Genomic DNA, 17,512 nt, shown 5'->3' on the forward strand with positions numbered 1-17,512 from the left:
TTAACCCTCCTTGACCAGGCCGAGATCGGTCAGCACATTGCGCGTCGCGCTGTAATAGCGCACGTAGCCGGTGCAGCGGCAGATGTGGTGACCGAGGCTGTCCTCAATGACTTTTTCCAGTTGGCTTTTGACAACGGGCTGACGCTGCAGCTTTTCCACCAACACGGTCGCGGCATTCACGAAACCCGGTGCGCAGTAGCTGCACTGGAAAGCAAATTCGTCGACGAAGCGCTGCTGGATCGGGTTCAGCTCAGTGACTTTGCCCTGCTCGTCGCGTTTCGCGTGACCTTCGATCGTCCGTACTTTTTTGCCTTCAAAGTAATGTGCGTCGGTAATGCAGGTGCGCACTTCTTCGCTGGTGCCGTCCGGGTTATCGACGATCACCACGCACGCGTGGCAAATCCCCTGGCCGCAACCCAAACGGGAGCCGGTGAGGTTTTTGTATTCGTGCAGGTAATCGATCATCGGCAGGTCATCTGGGATGTCCACCGGGCCGACGGTTTGACCGTTGAGGGTCAGTTGGAGCGGACGGTTAGCCATTGAGGGCCTCCTTGATGCGTGCAGAAGTGATAGGCAGGTCGCGGACCCGTTTACCGATGGCGTGCGCCACCGCGTTACCGATGGCACCGACCACCGGGATCATCACCACTTCGGCAATGCCCTTCGATGGATCGCTCGGCGACAGCGGCGGCAGGATTTCAGACGTCTGATCCCATACCGCAACATGGCGCGCCATCGGCAAGCGATAACGGTTGAAGTTCCAGTCACCCTCCCCCGGCCCGCCTTCGTACAGCGGCATCTCTTCCATCAACGCATGACCAATGCCCATGGCGATCCCGCCTTCGATCTGGCCCTTGACCAACTCTTCTACCAGCACACGGCCGCACTCGACCCACGAGTGATGGTTGAGTACCTGCACGTCGGCCGAACCCTTGTTCACTTTCACTTCCACCAGCGTCGCGACCGGGCTGTAGTAAGTCACTGCCGCGTTGTTCAACTGAGTGTCCGGGTAGTGCACGTTCTGGCGATCCAGCAGGTGGAAACCGGCGCTGTTCATTTGCGCCTTTTTCACGCTCGGTGCGCCGTCGCCGTACTTGACCGCCAAGCCGTCGAGCGGCAGACGTTCACGCACGCCATCGATGCTGAACTCGGCCTCGGCCCAGCTCCAGCGGTTGAAACCGTGCACGGTCGCGCCGGTGACCAGGCCCTTCTCGTGAGCGTGCTTGGCCAACTGCTCAAAGCTCAGCGGCTGCATGCCGTTGGCGGTGAGTTTTCCGTCGACCCAATGCGCATCTTCGCGACGCACCACGTAAGGGTTAGCCGAGCCACCGTACGGGCCCTGGCTCCAGATCTGCAGCGCCGCCGGCCACAAACCGTGGTTGAACAGCACACGCGCCGCTTCACGGGTGGCGTGGCTGAAATAGTAGGCGGAGTTGGTGGCCGACGACGCCGAGGCGACCTTGCCGACCCAGCGCGGATTGCGCAGCAGGTTGTCCTGTTCGGCCTGACTCATGGTGTAAGGGTTGCCGCCACTGATCAGCTGCAACTCTTTCCATTCGGTCTCGCCGGTCTTCACTTCAGTCGCCGCGATGCCGAGGAAATCGGCCACGACCAAGGCTTGCGAGGTCGACATGCCGGTGCCGATTTCGATACCGATGTGGCGCAGGGTGATGTGCCCTTGCGCGGTGTACTCGATGCTCGCCATCGGCGCTTCGGAACCGGTGCCGAAGTCTTTTTGGCAGATGGCGAAACCGACGCCGTACCAGTTATCCGGATCCTGCGCTTCGCGTTGCTTTTTGATCGCGTCGCGGTTTTTCCAGACGTCGTGAACAGCGGCCTTGTCGAGAATCTCGTGCAAGCGCAACGCACCCGCCGGCACCGCGCCCTGGGTGTTTTTCATGCCCGAGACCATGGCGTTTTTCTTGCGTAGGTCGATGGCGTCGATGCCGAGGCGACCGGCAATTTCGTCGACCATCATCTCGGTGGACGCCATGCTTTGCAGGGTGCCGTAACCACGCATCGAGCCGGCTTCAACAGCGCGGGAATGGTAGGCCGTGACCTGCAAATCGTTCTGCGGCATGTAGTAGATAGACTGCGCTGCCGTGGCGCCAACTGCCGCAACGGACGGGCTGTAGTTGACCCGTCCACCGCCGTCGACGCTCATTTCTGCGCGGAAAATCTTGAAGCTGTGATCGGTCTTGTCCACGGCCAATTGGTAGCGGATGTCGAACGGGTGACGCTTGATGCCGCTCTGAAATTGCTCATAGCGGTCGTTGGCCAGACGCACTGGCACACCGGCGCCATACAACGCCGCGAGGGCGGCGTAGTAGACGAAAATGTTGTGGTCTTTGGAACCGTAACCCACGGTGTAACCTGGGTGCATGTTCAGGTTCGCCAGGCCGAAGCGCGACGGCGCGATCATCTTCGCGGTCTCGGTCGCCGCCTCCAGTGGGCACTGGGTCGCCACCACGAAATGCAGGGTCTTGGTTGCCGGATCGTACCAACCGTTGCCGTTGTCCGGCTCCATCGCGGCGGGTTCGATCGATGGGGTTTTGTAGCGCTCGTCGAACACCAGCCAGTTGTCCGGCGGCGTGTCGATCTGCTGCTTCATCCGATCAGCGTAGAACAATCCGCGCTCGGTCAGGTTACCGTGCAGGTTCGGCTGGGAATTCCACACCGGGCGACGGTTTTTCAGCATCGGGAACAGGATCGAATCCTTGAGGCTGGCAAATTCGTCTTCATCCGCCGAGGTCGCCCCGCCCACACGCACGTAGCGGAAGCTGCCATAGGGATCGCCTTCATAGAACGGCACTTGAGCACCGTAACGAATCGCTTTGTCATTGAATTTGAGTTTGGCCTTGGCCTGACGGAAACGCTCGAAGTCGTTCCAGATCAGGATTGCAACCGGGTGACCGATGAACATCGGCACCTTGCCTTCCGGCAGCAACGGATCAGGTGCGTGCTCTTCCGGGAAGACGATACCGTCTTTCTCCAGGTCAGCGGCGGTGACGATGCGGTCAGGCTGTAGTTCAGCGCCGAGCCACGACAGGTCCATGCCCGCATAGATGCGGTCGGCCTTGATGGTTTTCAGTAGCATGGCGTGGCCTTGCTGCTGCGGCCAGCCCGGCATGTCCTTGGCACGGATGTCGCGGGCAAAGACTTTGCTGCCGCAGACTTTCGACAAGGCATCGTTACGCGAGCGTGCCTTGCCGTTGTTGCCGAGCCATTGTTCGGACGGTACGGTCACGCTGTTTTCCATCAAGGCGGCGAGCGCCTGACTGCTGAGCGGCGTGAGCGTCACGCTCACACCTGCCACCAGCCCGCCCTGAAGGAACGAGCGCCGGGATATATCACGGTTGGACATGGATCATCCTCTGGGCGGTTATAGACCCGCCCTTCTGGTAATGTTCTGGAAATCTCGAGTCGTGCAGAAGCCCTTTTTGACGAAACGAAGGGCTGAAATGACAGTGCAAAGCTGACCGAAAGGTTAAGTTTATAGGCTTATGCGCCTGCGGCAAACAGCCCCACACAAAAAAACTGACCAGCGAATCAAAATACAGTGCTTTCAGTGCGCAGAATTGATCAGGCAAGCGAATGCAACGCCAAGGTCAGCCCGGCCGGACGGCGTTATCGCGACAACCTTAGAGGCAGCATAGAAGAAGGCAGACACGAAGGCCCGGCAAGGGGGACCGCAAGAAGAGAAAAAGCTAAATTCCAGACACAAAAAACCCCGGTCTTACGACCAGGGTTTTTGCTATCGACTCAAAGTAAACACCGGCATTACCAGCGTCTTTCTTTGTAGCTTCAAGGCGTTCAGTGGGCCTTGAGGCAGATATGGCGCAGCGGACGGGACTCGAACCCGCGACCCCCGGCGTGACAGGCCGGTATTCTAACCGACTGAACTACCGCTGCGTATCGCTTTGGACTTTCATCCAAGTAACTCGTCTGATTGAAAACTCAGAAGCTTTTCAATCTCGAACCAGATAAATCTGACTCGGAAAATATGGCGCAGCGGACGGGACTCGAACCCGCGACCCCCGGCGTGACAGGCCGGTATTCTAACCGACTGAACTACCGCTGCGCGTCGGTGCAGGCATTTCAGCCTACCTCTTGCTTTCACAAGTATCTCGGAAGTGGTGGGTGATGACGGGATCGAACCGCCGACATTCTGCTTGTAAGGCAGACGCTCTCCCAGCTGAGCTAATCACCCGTTTGCATCTCCGAGGCCGCGAAATTTACGCAGGTACCGAACCTAAGTCAATAGCAGGATTGAAGTTTTTCTGAAAAAGACAAAATCGTGTCAATTCCTGTAGCACTGACAACCAGCACGTTCAACCTCAAGCCCTGTCTGACATGGGTCCGGCGGAACTACTCGCTGTAAATCATCTTCTTGGTCATGCCACCGTCGACCACAAACTCCTGGCCCGTGACAAACCCGGCATTCTTCGACAGCAACCAAGCCACCATCGCCGCGACGTCTTCAACCGTCCCCACCCTGCCCGCCGGATGCTGGGCATGATCGGCATCGGTCAGTGGCTCGGCACGCCGCACAGAAGGATCCCGGGTATCGATCCAGCCCGGACTGACGGCATTCACACGGATTTCCGGCCCAAGGCTGATCGCCAACGCGTGAGTCAGCGCCAACAATCCGCCCTTGCTCGCCGCGTAAGCCTCTGTGTCGGGTTCCGACTGCCCGGCGCGGGTCGAGGCCAGGTTGACGATTGCACCGCTGTGCGCGCGCAGATACGGCGCACAGTGCTTGGCCAACAGCATCGGCCCACTGAGGTTCACCGCCAACACGCGATTCCAGTAGGCCAGATCGAGGCTTTCCAGCGTAATGTTGTGCGGATCGGCCACCGCCGCGTTGCACACCAGCGCATCCAGGCGCCCGAACTGACCCAGCACTTCGGCGACGCCCAACGCCACCTGCCCTTCATTCGAGACATCCATGGCGATAAACCAGGCATTGTCGCCCAGCACCTTCGCCACTTTCGAGCCGCGCACCCGATCCAGATCGCTCAGCACCACCTGCCAGCCTTCACTGACCAGCCAGGCCGAGATCCCCAGACCAATGCCGCGCGCCGCACCGGTGACCAGTGCAACACGCCCATTGGACCCGGTTGTCGACGCGGGCAACTCGATCACAATGCCGCCAACCCGCGCGCCAGGTCGGCTTGCAGGTCAGCCACGTCTTCCAGGCCAACCGCAATGCGGATCAAACTGTCACGAATGCCTGCCGCTTCACGCTCTTGCGGCGCCAGACGGCCGTGAGAGGTGGTGCTCGGATGAGTGATGGTGGTCTTGGTATCACCCAGATTGGCCGTGATCGAAATCAGGCGGGTCGCATCGATAAAGCGCCAGGCGCCCTCTTTGCCGCCCTTGACTTCGAAACTGACCACCGCCCCGAAACCTTTCTGCTGACGCTGAGCCAGCTCGTGCTGCGGATGGCTTTTCAGGCCGGCGTAATGGACTTTCTCGATGCCGCCCTGCTGCTCCAGCCATTCGGCCAGTTGCTGGGCGTTGGCGCAATGCGCCTTCATCCGAAGGTTCAGGGTTTCCAGCCCCTTGAGGAAAATCCAGGCGTTGAATGGGCTGAGGGTAGGCCCGGCGGTGCGCAGGAAACCGACCACTTCTTTCATTTGCTCGCTGCGACCAGCCACAACACCGCCCATGCAACGGCCCTGACCGTCGATGAACTTGGTTGCCGAGTGCACGACGATGTCCGCCCCCATTGTCAGCGGTTGCTGCAATGCCGGAGTGCAGAAGCAGTTGTCGACCACCAGCATCGCGCCTTTGGCGTGAGCGATTTGCGCCAGCGCGGCGATGTCCACCAGCTCTGCCAGCGGGTTCGATGGCGACTCGACAAAAAGCAATTTGGTGTTGGATTTGATCGCCGTATCCCAACCGGACAAGTCCGCCAGCGGCACGTAATCGACTTCGATGCCGAAGCGCTTGAAATACTTTTCGAACAGGCTGATGGTCGAACCGAACACACTGCGCGAAACAATCACATGATCACCCGCACTGCACAGGCTCATCACCACCGCCATGATCGCAGCCATGCCGGTGGCCGTGGCCACGGCTTGCTCGGCGCTTTCCAGCGCGGCGATGCGCTCTTCGAACGCACGCACGGTCGGGTTGGTATAGCGCGAGTAAACGTTGCCCGGCACTTCACCGGCAAAGCGTGCCGCCGCGTCGGCAGCGGTACGGAAGACGTAGCTGGAAGTGAAGAACATCGGATCACCGTGTTCGCCTTCCGGCGTGCGGTGCTGACCGGCGCGTACGGCCAGGGTATCGAACGCTACGCCATCGAGGTCGCTGTCCAGCCGACCGGCATCCCAATCCTGACTCATGCTTTCACTCCTTGCCTTGCTGCTTGATATAGAGAGTCTTTAGTAGATACAAAACCGGCCCCTCAGGGCCGGTAGAAACTCAGTTGTTGTACAGATCGATGATCGCACTGACTGCCTGCGTCTTGACCTTGGAGGCATCGTTACGTGCCTGCTCGATCTTGTTCAGGTAAGCCTCGTCGACGTCGCCGGTGACGTATTGGCCATCGAACACCGCGCAATCGAACTTGTCGATCTTGATCTTGCCGCCACCGACTGCTTCGATCAAGTCAGGCAAGTCCTGATAGATCAACCAGTCAGCGCCGATCAGATCAGCGACGTCCTGAGTCGAACGGTTGTGGGCGATCAGTTCGTGAGCGCTCGGCATGTCGATACCGTAGACGTTCGGGTAGCGAACGGCCGGTGCGGCGGAGCAGAAGTAGACGTTTTTGGCGCCAGCTTCGCGAGCCATCTGGATGATCTGCTTGCAAGTTGTGCCGCGAACGATCGAGTCGTCCACCAGCATGACGTTCTTGCCACGGAATTCCAGTTCGATCGCGTTGAGCTTCTGGCGTACGGATTTTTTCCGCGCAGCCTGGCCCGGCATGATGAAGGTCCGGCCGATGTAGCGGTTCTTCACGAAACCTTCGCGGAACTTGACGCCCAAGTGGTTCGCCAGCTCCAGCGCCGCTGTGCGGCTGGTGTCCGGGATCGGGATGACCACGTCGATGTCGTGATCCGGACGTTCGCGCAGGATCTTTTCGGCGAGCTTCTCGCCCATGCGCAGACGGGCCTTGTAGACCGACACGCCGTCGATGATCGAATCCGGACGCGCCAAGTAGACGTGTTCGAAGATGCACGGCGTCAGGGACGGGTTGGTCGCGCACTGACGGGTGTGCAGCTTGCCGTCTTCAGTGATGTAGACCGCTTCACCCGGTGCCAGGTCGCGAATCAGGGTGAAACCGAGTACGTCCAGGGAGACGCTTTCGGAGGCAATCATGTACTCGACGCCTTCGTCGGTATGACGCTGACCGAAGACAATCGGGCGGATGCCATGCGGGTCACGGAAACCGACGATGCCATAACCGGTCACCATCGCCACGACTGCGTAACCACCGACGCAACGATTGTGCACGTCAGTCACAGCGGCGAAAACGTCTTCTTCGGTTGGCTGCAACTTGCCGCGCTGGGCGAGTTCGTGAGCGAACACGTTCAGCAGAACTTCCGAATCAGAGTTGGTGTTGACATGGCGCAGGTCAGATTCGTAAATCTCCTTGGCCAGTTGTTCAACGTTGGTCAGGTTGCCGTTGTGCGCCAACGTGATGCCGTAAGGCGAGTTGACGTAGAACGGCTGAGCTTCGGCCGACGTCGAACTGCCCGCGGTCGGGTAACGCACATGGCCAATACCCATGTGGCCGACCAGGCGCTGCATGTGACGCTGATGGAACACGTCACGCACCAGGCCATTATCCTTGCGCAGGAATAACCGGCCATCATGGCTGGTCACGATACCGGCAGCGTCCTGGCCGCGGTGCTGGAGCACGGTTAGCGCGTCATACAGCGCCTGATTGACGTTCGACTTACCGACGATACCGACGATGCCACACATGCGACGCAACCCCTACTTAATGGATCTGAACTGAACAACACTCACTGAGGCATTTTGGCCATCGGCAAGAGTTGCTCCTTGAACGGTATCTCAGCGGGTACGCTGATACCGCTGGCAAGCCACTGACTGCTCCACCCGAGAATCAGGTTTTTGGACCAGTCGGCGACCAATAGAAATTTTGGCACGAGCTGTGACTCTTTCCACCACCCGTCCTGCTGTACCGGCCCCAGGCTCAACAGCCCGACCGCCACGACCACCAGCAGCACGCCACGCGCAGCGCCAAAGGCCATGCCGAGAAATCGATCGGTCCCGGAGAGCCCGGTGACGCGAACCAATTCGCCGATAAGATAATTGATCATCGCGCCTACGATTAACGTGGCGACAAACATGATGGCACAGCCCGTGATCACACGAGCCGACGGTGTCTGGATGTATCCGGCGAGGTACTCGGACAATGAACCACCGAACATCCAGGCAACGACTCCTGCAATGATCCAGGTCACCAGCGACAGCGCTTCTTTGACGAAGCCGCGGCTCAGACTGATCAATGCGGAGATGGCGACGATTGCAACGATCGCCCAGTCAACCCAGGTAAATGGCACAGTGCAGCCTACAGACGGATAAGGCGGCGCATTTTAGCAGAGCCCATGCTGATCGGTAAGCGGCGATTGTTAGTGCATTTCAAATCGGGGCGATAGTTTTTACCCGCGCTCAGGCTGAAAGCGCACGACGAAGCCCTTGAGCTTCCTCTGGCGGTCCAACAAGTCACGTAGACGGTCGGCTTCGGCGCGCTCGATCAGCGGACCGACAAACACTCGATTCTTGCCATCAGAGGATCGGATGTAAGCGTTATAGCCCTGACTGCGCAGGTCTTTCTGCAGGCTTTCGGCGTTTTCTCGGCTCGCAAGACTCGCCACTTGAATCGACCAGCTGACCGACAGACCATTGGCATCAATGCGACTTTGAGTGGTATCCGGCTTGGTCGATGCAGCCGCGACGGGCTGCGTGGGCGTCGTAGACTTGGCGACTGGCGTAGGCGCCGGAGCGACCGGTTTGGCGACAGGCGCCGGAGCCACAGGTACAGCCGGTGCAATGGGCGCCGACGGCGCTTCTTGCTGAGCGATTTCATCATCGCTCGGCACAGGCTCTTGAGGCAGCGCCTGCGGCTCAGGCACCGCCACTGGCTCGACCTGCACCTGCGGCAGCGCCGGTGCATGCGGCATCGACGGTGCATCGACTGTCACCTGACGCTGCTCATCCTGACGGGAAAACAGCATCGGCAGGAAAATCACCGCCAGCGCAACCAGCACCAGCGCGCCGACCATGCGTTGTTTGTAGGCCTTATCCAGCAATGCCATTTGCCGCTTCCTCCGTGGAGCGCCGGGCCAGCCATTCAAGGGCCTCGGCGACACAATAAAATGATCCGAACAACAGAATCTCGTCGTCGCTCGTCGCCAGCGCACTCTGCCCTTCCAAGGCTGCCGCCACGCTGTCATAGGACGTCACCGACGCACCGAGGTTCTGCAACGCAGCCTGCAAATCGGCAACCGGGCGCGCACGCGGCGAGTCTAGCGGCGCGACAGCCCAATGTTGGACACTAGCACTCAACTCACCGATAACACCATTCAGATCCTTGTCAGCCAGCAAACCGAACACTGCCAGACGCTTGCCGGTCGGCGGCCGACTGGCCAAACGGCGAGCCAGGTATTCGGCGGCATGCGGGTTATGCCCCACGTCCAGCAACAGGCTCAGACGCTTGCCCTGCCAGTCGAACTGACGGCGGTCGAGACGCCCTACCACCCGCGTCGACTTCAGCGCATCAATAATCTGTGCATCTACCCAAGGCAAACCGAGCAGCAGATAGGCCTGCAGCGCCAATGCGGCGTTTTCCATCGGCAGATCGAGCAACGGCAAATCATGCAACTCGACCACTCGCCCCTGGGCGTCGAGCCCACGCCATTGCCAGTTGTGATCGGTCACACCGAGGTCGAAATCGCGACCACGCAGGAAAAACGGGCAAGCCAGCTCGCGCGCCTTGTCCAGCAGCGGTTGTGGAGGATTCAGATCACCACAGAGCGCAGGCGCGCCCTGACGGAAAATGCCAGCCTTCTCGAAGGCCACAGACTCACGGGTATCGCCCAGATAATCCGCATGATCAACGCCGATGCTGGTGACCAGCGCGATGTCGGCATCCACCACATTGACCGTATCCAGTCGCCCACCCAGACCAACTTCCAGCACCACAGCATCGAGACCGGCCTGCTGAAACAGCCAGAACGCCGCCAAGGTGCCCATTTCGAAATACGTCAGGGACGTGTCGCCACGACCAGCTTCGACTGCGGCGAACGCTTCACACAGTTCGGCATCCGTGGCTTCGACGCCATTGACCTGCACCCGCTCGTTGTAACGCAGCAGATGCGGAGAATTGTAGACACCAACCCTCAGGCCCTGCGCCCGCAGCAACGAGGCCACGAAAGCGCAGGTCGAGCCCTTGCCGTTGGTGCCGGTGACCGTAATCACCCTGGGCGCCGGTTTGCCCAGCCCCATGCGGGACGCTACCTGCTGCGAACGCTCCAGACCCATGTCGATGGCCGAAGGGTGCAGCTGTTCAAGGTAGGCGAGCCACTCGCCAAGGGTGCGCTCGGTCATACGTTCGCAGGTACCGGCGGAACCACGATTGGCTCGATTGGCGCAGCGACGAATTTAGGCGTCGGCAGACCCATCATTTGCGCCAGCAGGTTACCCAGACGTGGACGCAGTTCCTGACGGTGAATGATCATGTCGATGGCACCGTGCTCCAGCAGGAATTCACTGCGCTGGAAGCCTTCCGGCAGTTTTTCACGCACAGTTTGCTCGATCACGCGCGGGCCAGCGAAGCCGATCAGGGCTTTTGGCTCACCGACAATGACATCACCAAGCATCGCCAGACTGGCGGAAACGCCGCCATAGACCGGGTCGGTCAGCACCGAGATGAACGGGATGCTTTCTTCACGCAGACGCGCCAGCACTGCCGAAGTCTTGGCCATCTGCATCAGGGAGATCAGGGCTTCCTGCATCCGCGCGCCACCAGAAGCGGCGAAGCAGATCATTGGGCATTTGTTTTCCAAGGCGTAGTTGGCGGCGCGAACAAAACGCTCACCAACGATGGCGCCCATCGAGCCACCCATGAAGGAGAACTCGAACGCAGACACCACAACCGGCATACCCAGCAAGGTGCCGCTCATGGAGATCAATGCATCTTTTTCGCCGGTCTGCTTCTGGGCTGCAGTCAGGCGGTCCTTGTACTTCTTGCCGTCACGGAATTTCAGACGGTCAACCGGCTCCAGGTCGGCACCCAGTTCGGCACGGCCTTCAGCGTCGAGGAAGATATCAATGCGGGCGCGGGCGCCAATACGCATGTGGTGGTTGCACTTGGGGCAAACATCCAGGGTCTTTTCCAGCTCCGGACGATACAGCACAGCCTCGCAAGACGGGCATTTGTGCCACAGACCTTCAGGCACCGAGCTCTTCTTGACCTCGGAACGCATGATCGAAGGGATCAGTTTGTCTACTAACCAGTTGCTCATGCTTTCTTTCTCCAGTACCGGCGACCCGAACGCTCTGGTTCGCAGCCCCGCGTATGCCCTTGAGCTAAATTCATATGTGTGGCGATGATTGATCGGGTGGCCGGGTCAGCGAAAGCGACCTGCGTACAACCCATAAATCCTCAGCCATGCCTGTGGACGGCGGCAGTCTGCCAGCCGTCACATCAAGGTACGTACCGCCTTGATGAATGCCTGAATCTTTGCGTGATCCTTAATGCCCTTGCTCGCCTCTACCCCACCGCTGACATCCACCGCGTAAGGCCGGACCCGGGCAATCGCCCCGGCGACGTTATCCGGGGTCAAACCGCCCGCCAGAATGATCGGCTTGCTCAAGCCTTGCGGTATCAGAGACCAGTCAAATGCTTCACCGGTTCCGCCCGGCACTCCTTCAACGTAGGCGTCGAGCAGGATGCCGCTGGCACTGGGGAACGCATCGCAGGCTGCCGCAATGTCATCACCGGCTTTGACCCGCAGCGCTTTGATGTATGGCCGGTGCCACCCTTCACACTCGGCGGCCGTTTCGTCGCCATGGAACTGCAACAGGTCCAGCGGCACGGCATCAAGCAGTTCGCCCAATTCGCAGCGGCTGGCGTTGACGAACAAACCTACAGTGGTGACGAACGGCGGCAGCGCCTTGATAATGTCGCGCGCCTGCTGGAACGTCACGGCCCGAGGGCTTTTGGCGTAGAACACAAACCCGATGGCATCGGCCCCGGCCTCAACCGCCGCCAACGCATCTTCTATGCGGGTAATCCCGCAAATCTTGCTGCGAACGGCAGACATGTCGATAAAACCTCAGGGCAAATCCGGGAAAGTCCCGGATGGTAACAAATGCGTTCGAAGGCGTCAGCCGTCAAGTTCCGTGAAACCGGTCAGGAAGTGTGGGCCAATGTAACGCTCGGGCAATTGGAACTCATCACGGTACTCGACCTGCACCAGATACAGGCCGAAGGGATGCGCCGTCACCCCGCCGGAACGGCGAATGCGGCTTTCCAACACCTCTTTCATCCACTCCACCGGGCGCTCGCCGGTACCGATGGTCATCAGCACGCCCGCAATGTTGCGCACCATGTGGTGCAGGAACGCACTGGCGCGAATGTCCAGCACGATCATCTTGCCGTGACGCGTGACTCGCAGATGATGCAATTCCTTGATTGGCGACTTGGCCTGGCACTGCCCGGCGCGGAACGCACTGAAATCATGCGTACCCACCAGGTACTTCGCCGCTTCAGCCATACGCTCCACGTCCAGCGGGCGGTGATTCCAGGTGATTTCTTCGTTGAGGTGCGCCGGGCGGATCTGATCGTTGTAGATCACATAGCGGTAGCGCCGTGCGATGGCTTTGAACCGCGCATGAAAATGCGCCGGCATCACTTTGGCCCAGCTGACGCTGACGTCGTGGGGCAAATTTATATTGGCACCCATGACCCAGGCCTTCATCGAACGCTCGACCTGGGTATCGAAATGCACCACCTGACCGCATGCATGCACACCAGCATCCGTTCGACCGGCGCACAGCAGCGAAACCGGCGAATCGGCGACTTTGGACAAGGCTTTTTCAAGGGTTTCCTGCACTGTGAGCACGCCGGAGGCCTGGCGTTGCCAGCCACGATAGCGCGAACCTTTGTATTCAACGCCCAATGCGATCCGGAAAAAGCCATCGGCCGCCATTTCGGCAGCCGGATTATCTATATTTGCCAAGGGGTGACAGCCTGCTGATGTGCGCAAAGGCGGGCATTATAAGGCCGCTGGAGCGGGACGCCAGAGGCGTATGTCTTTTGTTGATTGGCCTCAACCTAGAATCTTCCACATTGAAATGCATCCCCCTGTGGGAGTGACCCTGCTCGCGATAGCAATCGATCCAGTACCGCCTATACAACACTGAAACAAAAACGGCAGCCTCAATGGGCTGCCGTTTTCTTTACTTTTGCCTGATCACTCAAGCCAGACGCGAAAGCATTTCCTTGGCTTCGCTCTTCTGCCCCGCATCACCCTCGGTCACCACCTCATTGAGGATGTCCCGTGCACCGTCGTTGTCGCCCATGTCGATGTAGGCCTGAGCCAGATCGAGCTTGGTAGCGACTTCATCGGTACCAGAGAGGAAGTCGAAATCCGGTTCATCAGCCACCGAGGCCATGGCGTCATCTGCGGTAAAGCTTGGCTCACCAATGCTCTGGGACAGACGATCCAGCTCGGCGTTGACGTCACCCAGTTCAGTTTCAAAGGCGTCCGGAATGTCAGCAACGCGCGGCCCGGCCGGGGTCACGTCCATTTCATCAGCCAGCGACAGATCAAAATCGGCAGGCAGCTCCAGATCGTCCTGCGGCACTTCAGGCACGATAGGCAAATCCTTCACGCCTTCGTCCAATTCCAGCAGAAAGTCGTCTTCGGCGAGGATGGCCGGCGACGGTTCCGCGCCCAGGTCCATGTCCAGATCGAAGTCCGACAGGTCGTCGAGGTTTTCCTTGATTTCGGTTTGCTGCTGCAACACCGACTCAAAGCTCAAATCGTCATCCAGCGGGAACTCGTCCAGCTCGGTCGACGCGTCTGCTTCTGGCGTAACCATGGCAGGGGAAGCAGCTTCCAGATCGTCCAGGCTCAAGTCGAAAGCACTGTCGAAGTCGTCATCGGCAGGCACCGGAGCTTGCGGCTCGTCCAGCAGCAGGTCTTTGACGTACTGAGCGTCCAGTTCTGCGGCGATGGCCGCTGCGGCCAGACCACTTGCGGCGACCACGGCCATGGCCGGGAAGCGCGCCTTGAGTTTTTCGACCTGAGCGAAGTTATCGCCGTTGGCGACCAGTTGGCGCTCTTGGCCAACGAACGCATCACGATCACCCTGCTGGCCGTAAACCTCCATCAGTTTCAAACGCAGCTCACTGCGCTGTGGTTCTTGCTTGATGCCGTCCTCCAGCAAGGCGGCAGCCTGGTTCAGGCGACCGGCATTGATGTGCGAATGCGCCCTGCTCAGCACGTCGTCATCACGCTCGGCGGCAGGCGATACCAGCGGTGCCGCTATCGGTGCAGTCACCACGACCGGCGCAATTACTGGCGCAGGAACAGGTGCCGGGGTCGGCGCAGTGGCGAATTTTTCGCTCGAAGGTGGAACGTCCAGGCCCTCGAAACTGCTTTCCGACAGGTCGTTATCAAAGGACAAATCCTGCCCTTCTGACAAAGCACGGGCCATGCGCAGATGTTTCTCGGCTTCTTGCTGAGCTTTGCGGCGACGTGCCAGCAACAGCAGCAAGAGCGCCAGAACCACCGCACCACCACCGATCAATCCCAACAGGATCGGGTTGGACAGCAGCTCGTTGAATTTCTGGTCGTCGGAAACCGGCGCCGGCACGATTGGCGGTTCGGCAGGAGCAGGAGCAGGAGCGGCGTCTGGCGCAGGTGCTGCCGGCGTTGGTGCCACGTCTGCAGCGGCCGTCGCAGGGCTCGCTGCCAACTCAGCCGACATGGCCGGAGCATCCGTTGCAGCCGGTGCCTCCGTTGTAGCCGGTGCAGCCGGTGCAGCCGGTGCATCCACCGCACCTTCGGCTTGCAACTTGGCCAATTGATTGTTCTTCAGCTCGATAAGGCGTTGCAACTTGTCCATCTGACTTTGCAGATCAGTCATGCGGCTTTTCAGTTCAGCATTGTCACGACGCTTCGTGTCGAGGCTTTCCTTGGTCACGGCCAGCTTGTTGTTCAGGTTCTTGGCATCGCCCGCAGCACCTTTACCACCCGCCTTGCCGGATTCGGCCGAGACCAGGCTCAGTTTGTCCTTGGCGTTTTGTGCAGTACCGGCTTCAGCGGTGCCACGCTTGGTGGCATCGAGTTGTTGCTCAGTAGTACCGGGTTTTGCCACATAGCGACGCCCCTGGCGCCACGCGGTGTTTTGCGCAGCCACCTCAGCGATTGCCTTGGGTTGCGGCAGGCTGGTGGCTTGCGCCTGATCCGGCAGGCGCAATACCTGACCGGTTTTCAGGCGGTTGATGTTGCCGTCGATAAAGGCATCCGGATTCAACGCCTGGATGGCCAGCATGGTTTGCTGAATCGAGCCGCCGTTGCGCGCCTTCGCGGCGATTTCCCACAGGGTGTCGCGCGCCGTGGTGGTGTGTTGACTCGGTTGGGTGGCACCCGTCACGGGGGCCGTGACGTTTTGTGTCGGCGCTGGCTGCGCAGCCGCTTCAGCGGTCTGCGGCGAGAATTTGGACGGGTCGAGCAGCACGCTGTAATCGCGGAGCAGGCGACCGTTAGGCCACATCACCTGAACCAGGAATTTCACCATGGGTTCAGACAGGGGTTTGCTGGAGGTCACACGCAGGATGCTTTTACCACTGGCGTTGAGCACCGGTGTGAAGGTCAGGTCATTGAGAAATGCCTGGCGGTCGACACCGGCCTTGGCGAAGTCTTCGGGTGAGGCCAGGCTCGGCACCACTTCGGCAACCGTAAGGTCCTTGACGTCAAGCAGTTCGATTTCCGCCACCAACGGCTGGTTCAGCGTCGACTTCAGGGTCAATTCCCCGAGCCCGAGGGCATGTGCCATGCCGGAGGACAGCGCCGAGGCGGCCGCAATTGCTAACACCAGTTTGCGAACTTGAACCATAGCCTCATCCTTTGTTTGAACATTCCTCGGCCAGCGAGAAGGTCTAGATAGTCGCTGCCGTAAGGCATTGCGCGCCCTGTTAGAATCATTCTGCAAATTGTTGCCAAGTATCTTTTACAGCAGGTTTTTTATCAACAATTCAGCCACCTGCACAGCATTCAGCGCCGCGCCTTTGCGTACGTTATCTGACGTCAGCCACACATTAAGTTCCGACAGGTCGTCGATACCGCTGCGAACCCGACCGACGTACACCACGTCCTGCCCCACCGCATCGCCCACTGCGGTCGGATAATCGCCGGCCTCGACCAGCTCGATACCCGGCGCATCTTCCAGCGCCGCGTTGACTTTCGCCAGGTCGACAGCACTCGCTGACTGCAAGGTCACACTAAAGCTATCGCCAAAAAACACCGGGGCTTGAATGCAAGTGACGGAAATCTTTAATGACGGCAGCGCCAACACCTGCCGCAACTCACGCACCAGGCGTTTTTCCAGCAGCGTATGGCCCTGCTCATCCGGTTTGCCGACCTGAGCCAGCAGGTTGAACGCCATTTGCCGATCGAAGAACGTCGGCTCCAGCGGACGCACGTTCAGCAGCTCGGCGGTTTGCCGGGCCAGCTCCGTCACTGCTTCGCGCCCTTGGGCGGAGACCGCGAGGCTGGCGGTCACATTGACCCGCTGCAGGTCGATCACCCCAAGCAACGGCGCCAGTACCACGGCCAGGGTGGTGGCCGACGGGCTCGGGCTGCTGACCTGGAATGGCTTTTTCAAACCCGCCAACACCGCGGCATTGGCTTCCGGCACCACTTGCGGCGCCTGATCCGCCGACAAAGCGCCAGACAGGTCGATCAACGAGCAACCGGCGGCGCTGGCGCGCGACGCGAAACTAAGCGTCACCGCAGGACCGGCCGCAAAAAACACCAACTGGACTTTGCTGAAATCGAACTCATCAACTTCCCGCACCCGCACATTCTTGCCGCGAAACGGCACCGAATGACCGGCTGATTCGCTGCTCGCCAGCAAATGCAGATTGCCGACCGGAAAGTCGCGCTCTTCAAGAATCTGCACCAGCGTTTCGCCGACAGTACCGGTGGCGCCGATCACGGCGATATCAAAGGACTGGCTCATGGTTCTACCTCAGGCGAAACGGGGGGAGCGGCACTTTACCGGCTGGGTGGCGTGCAGGCAATTTCTGCCGGGGATTTGTGGTGTCTGCGCCGGCCTCTTCGCTGGCAAGTCGAATCGTCGCACCGCAGCTCCTACAGGGTCGTGCGCGTTTTCAAAATTGGCAATGACCTCTGGCCTCTTCGCTGGCTTGCCAGCGAAGGCGTCCTGCCGGGCAATCCATCAATCTCAGACTGCACAAAACAAAAAACCCGCACCTCTTTCAAGGCACGGGTTCTTT

13 protein-coding genes and 3 tRNA genes are annotated in these 17,512 nt (G+C 59.6%); all 16 read right to left on the reverse strand.

Going from position 1 to position 17,512, the window contains the following annotated elements:
* Nucleotides 1-540, reverse strand: coding sequence for a (2Fe-2S)-binding protein (locus tag AC3ISI_RS18815; RefSeq protein ID WP_489333278.1), 540 nt, complete (start codon nucleotides 538-540; stop codon nucleotides 1-3).
* The gene (locus AC3ISI_RS18820; protein WP_489333279.1) at nucleotides 533-3,364 is read right to left on the reverse strand and encodes a xanthine dehydrogenase family protein molybdopterin-binding subunit; all 2,832 of its coding nucleotides are present in this window, start codon (nucleotides 3,362-3,364) and stop codon (nucleotides 533-535) included. Before AC3ISI_RS18820 ends, AC3ISI_RS18815 begins: the two co-directional genes overlap by 8 nt.
* Before the next feature lie 471 nt (nucleotides 3,365-3,835).
* Nucleotides 3,836-3,912 (reverse strand) — tRNA-Asp (locus AC3ISI_RS18825).
* Nucleotides 3,913-4,004: 92 nt separating this feature from the next.
* Nucleotides 4,005-4,081 (reverse strand) — tRNA-Asp (locus AC3ISI_RS18830).
* A gap of 53 nt (nucleotides 4,082-4,134) precedes the next feature.
* A tRNA-Val gene (locus AC3ISI_RS18835) sits at nucleotides 4,135-4,210 on the reverse strand.
* Nucleotides 4,211-4,368: 158 nt separating this feature from the next.
* Nucleotides 4,369-5,145 carry an SDR family oxidoreductase gene (locus tag AC3ISI_RS18840; RefSeq protein WP_489333280.1) on the reverse strand — a complete coding sequence of 259 codons (777 nt, stop codon included), beginning with the start codon at nucleotides 5,143-5,145 and terminating at the stop codon, nucleotides 4,369-4,371.
* A complete protein-coding gene (locus tag AC3ISI_RS18845) occupies nucleotides 5,142-6,353 on the reverse strand; it encodes an O-succinylhomoserine sulfhydrylase (RefSeq protein WP_489333281.1) in 1,212 nt (403 codons plus the stop codon). Before AC3ISI_RS18845 ends, AC3ISI_RS18840 begins: the two co-directional genes overlap by 4 nt.
* Nucleotides 6,354-6,432: 79 nt before the next feature.
* Nucleotides 6,433-7,938, reverse strand: coding sequence for an amidophosphoribosyltransferase (gene purF, locus AC3ISI_RS18850; RefSeq protein WP_007935163.1), 1,506 nt, complete (start codon nucleotides 7,936-7,938; stop codon nucleotides 6,433-6,435).
* A 41-nt stretch (nucleotides 7,939-7,979) separates the two neighbouring features.
* A complete protein-coding gene (locus AC3ISI_RS18855) occupies nucleotides 7,980-8,540 on the reverse strand; it encodes a CvpA family protein (protein WP_489333282.1) in 561 nt (186 codons plus the stop codon).
* Nucleotides 8,541-8,639: 99 nt separating this feature from the next.
* Nucleotides 8,640-9,296 carry an SPOR domain-containing protein gene (locus AC3ISI_RS18860; protein ID WP_489333283.1) on the reverse strand — a complete coding sequence of 219 codons (657 nt, stop codon included), beginning with the start codon at nucleotides 9,294-9,296 and terminating at the stop codon, nucleotides 8,640-8,642.
* Nucleotides 9,280-10,587 carry a bifunctional tetrahydrofolate synthase/dihydrofolate synthase gene (gene folC / locus AC3ISI_RS18865; protein ID WP_489333284.1) on the reverse strand — a complete coding sequence of 436 codons (1,308 nt, stop codon included), beginning with the start codon at nucleotides 10,585-10,587 and terminating at the stop codon, nucleotides 9,280-9,282. Before folC ends, AC3ISI_RS18860 begins: the two co-directional genes overlap by 17 nt.
* A complete protein-coding gene (gene accD / locus AC3ISI_RS18870) occupies nucleotides 10,584-11,504 on the reverse strand; it encodes an acetyl-CoA carboxylase, carboxyltransferase subunit beta (protein ID WP_489333285.1) in 921 nt (306 codons plus the stop codon). The genes folC and accD overlap by 4 nt, the downstream gene beginning before the upstream one ends.
* A gap of 177 nt (nucleotides 11,505-11,681) precedes the next feature.
* Nucleotides 11,682-12,305, reverse strand: a complete 624-nt coding sequence (locus tag AC3ISI_RS18875) for a phosphoribosylanthranilate isomerase (protein ID WP_489333286.1) — start codon at nucleotides 12,303-12,305, stop codon at nucleotides 11,682-11,684.
* Nucleotides 12,306-12,368: 63 nt separating this feature from the next.
* Nucleotides 12,369-13,193 carry a tRNA pseudouridine(38-40) synthase TruA gene (truA, locus tag AC3ISI_RS18880; protein WP_489337751.1) on the reverse strand — a complete coding sequence of 275 codons (825 nt, stop codon included), beginning with the start codon at nucleotides 13,191-13,193 and terminating at the stop codon, nucleotides 12,369-12,371.
* 268 nt (nucleotides 13,194-13,461) lie between these two features.
* Nucleotides 13,462-16,110 carry a motility hub landmark protein FimV gene (locus AC3ISI_RS18885; protein WP_489333287.1) on the reverse strand — a complete coding sequence of 883 codons (2,649 nt, stop codon included), beginning with the start codon at nucleotides 16,108-16,110 and terminating at the stop codon, nucleotides 13,462-13,464.
* Nucleotides 16,111-16,224: 114 nt separating this feature from the next.
* Nucleotides 16,225-17,235: an aspartate-semialdehyde dehydrogenase gene (locus AC3ISI_RS18890; protein ID WP_489333288.1), complete on the reverse strand. Its 1,011-nt coding sequence runs from the start codon at nucleotides 17,233-17,235 to the stop codon at nucleotides 16,225-16,227.
* Between the last annotated feature and the right edge of the window lie 277 nt (nucleotides 17,236-17,512).

This window comes from Pseudomonas sp. GL_139_B (assembly GCF_057834475.1).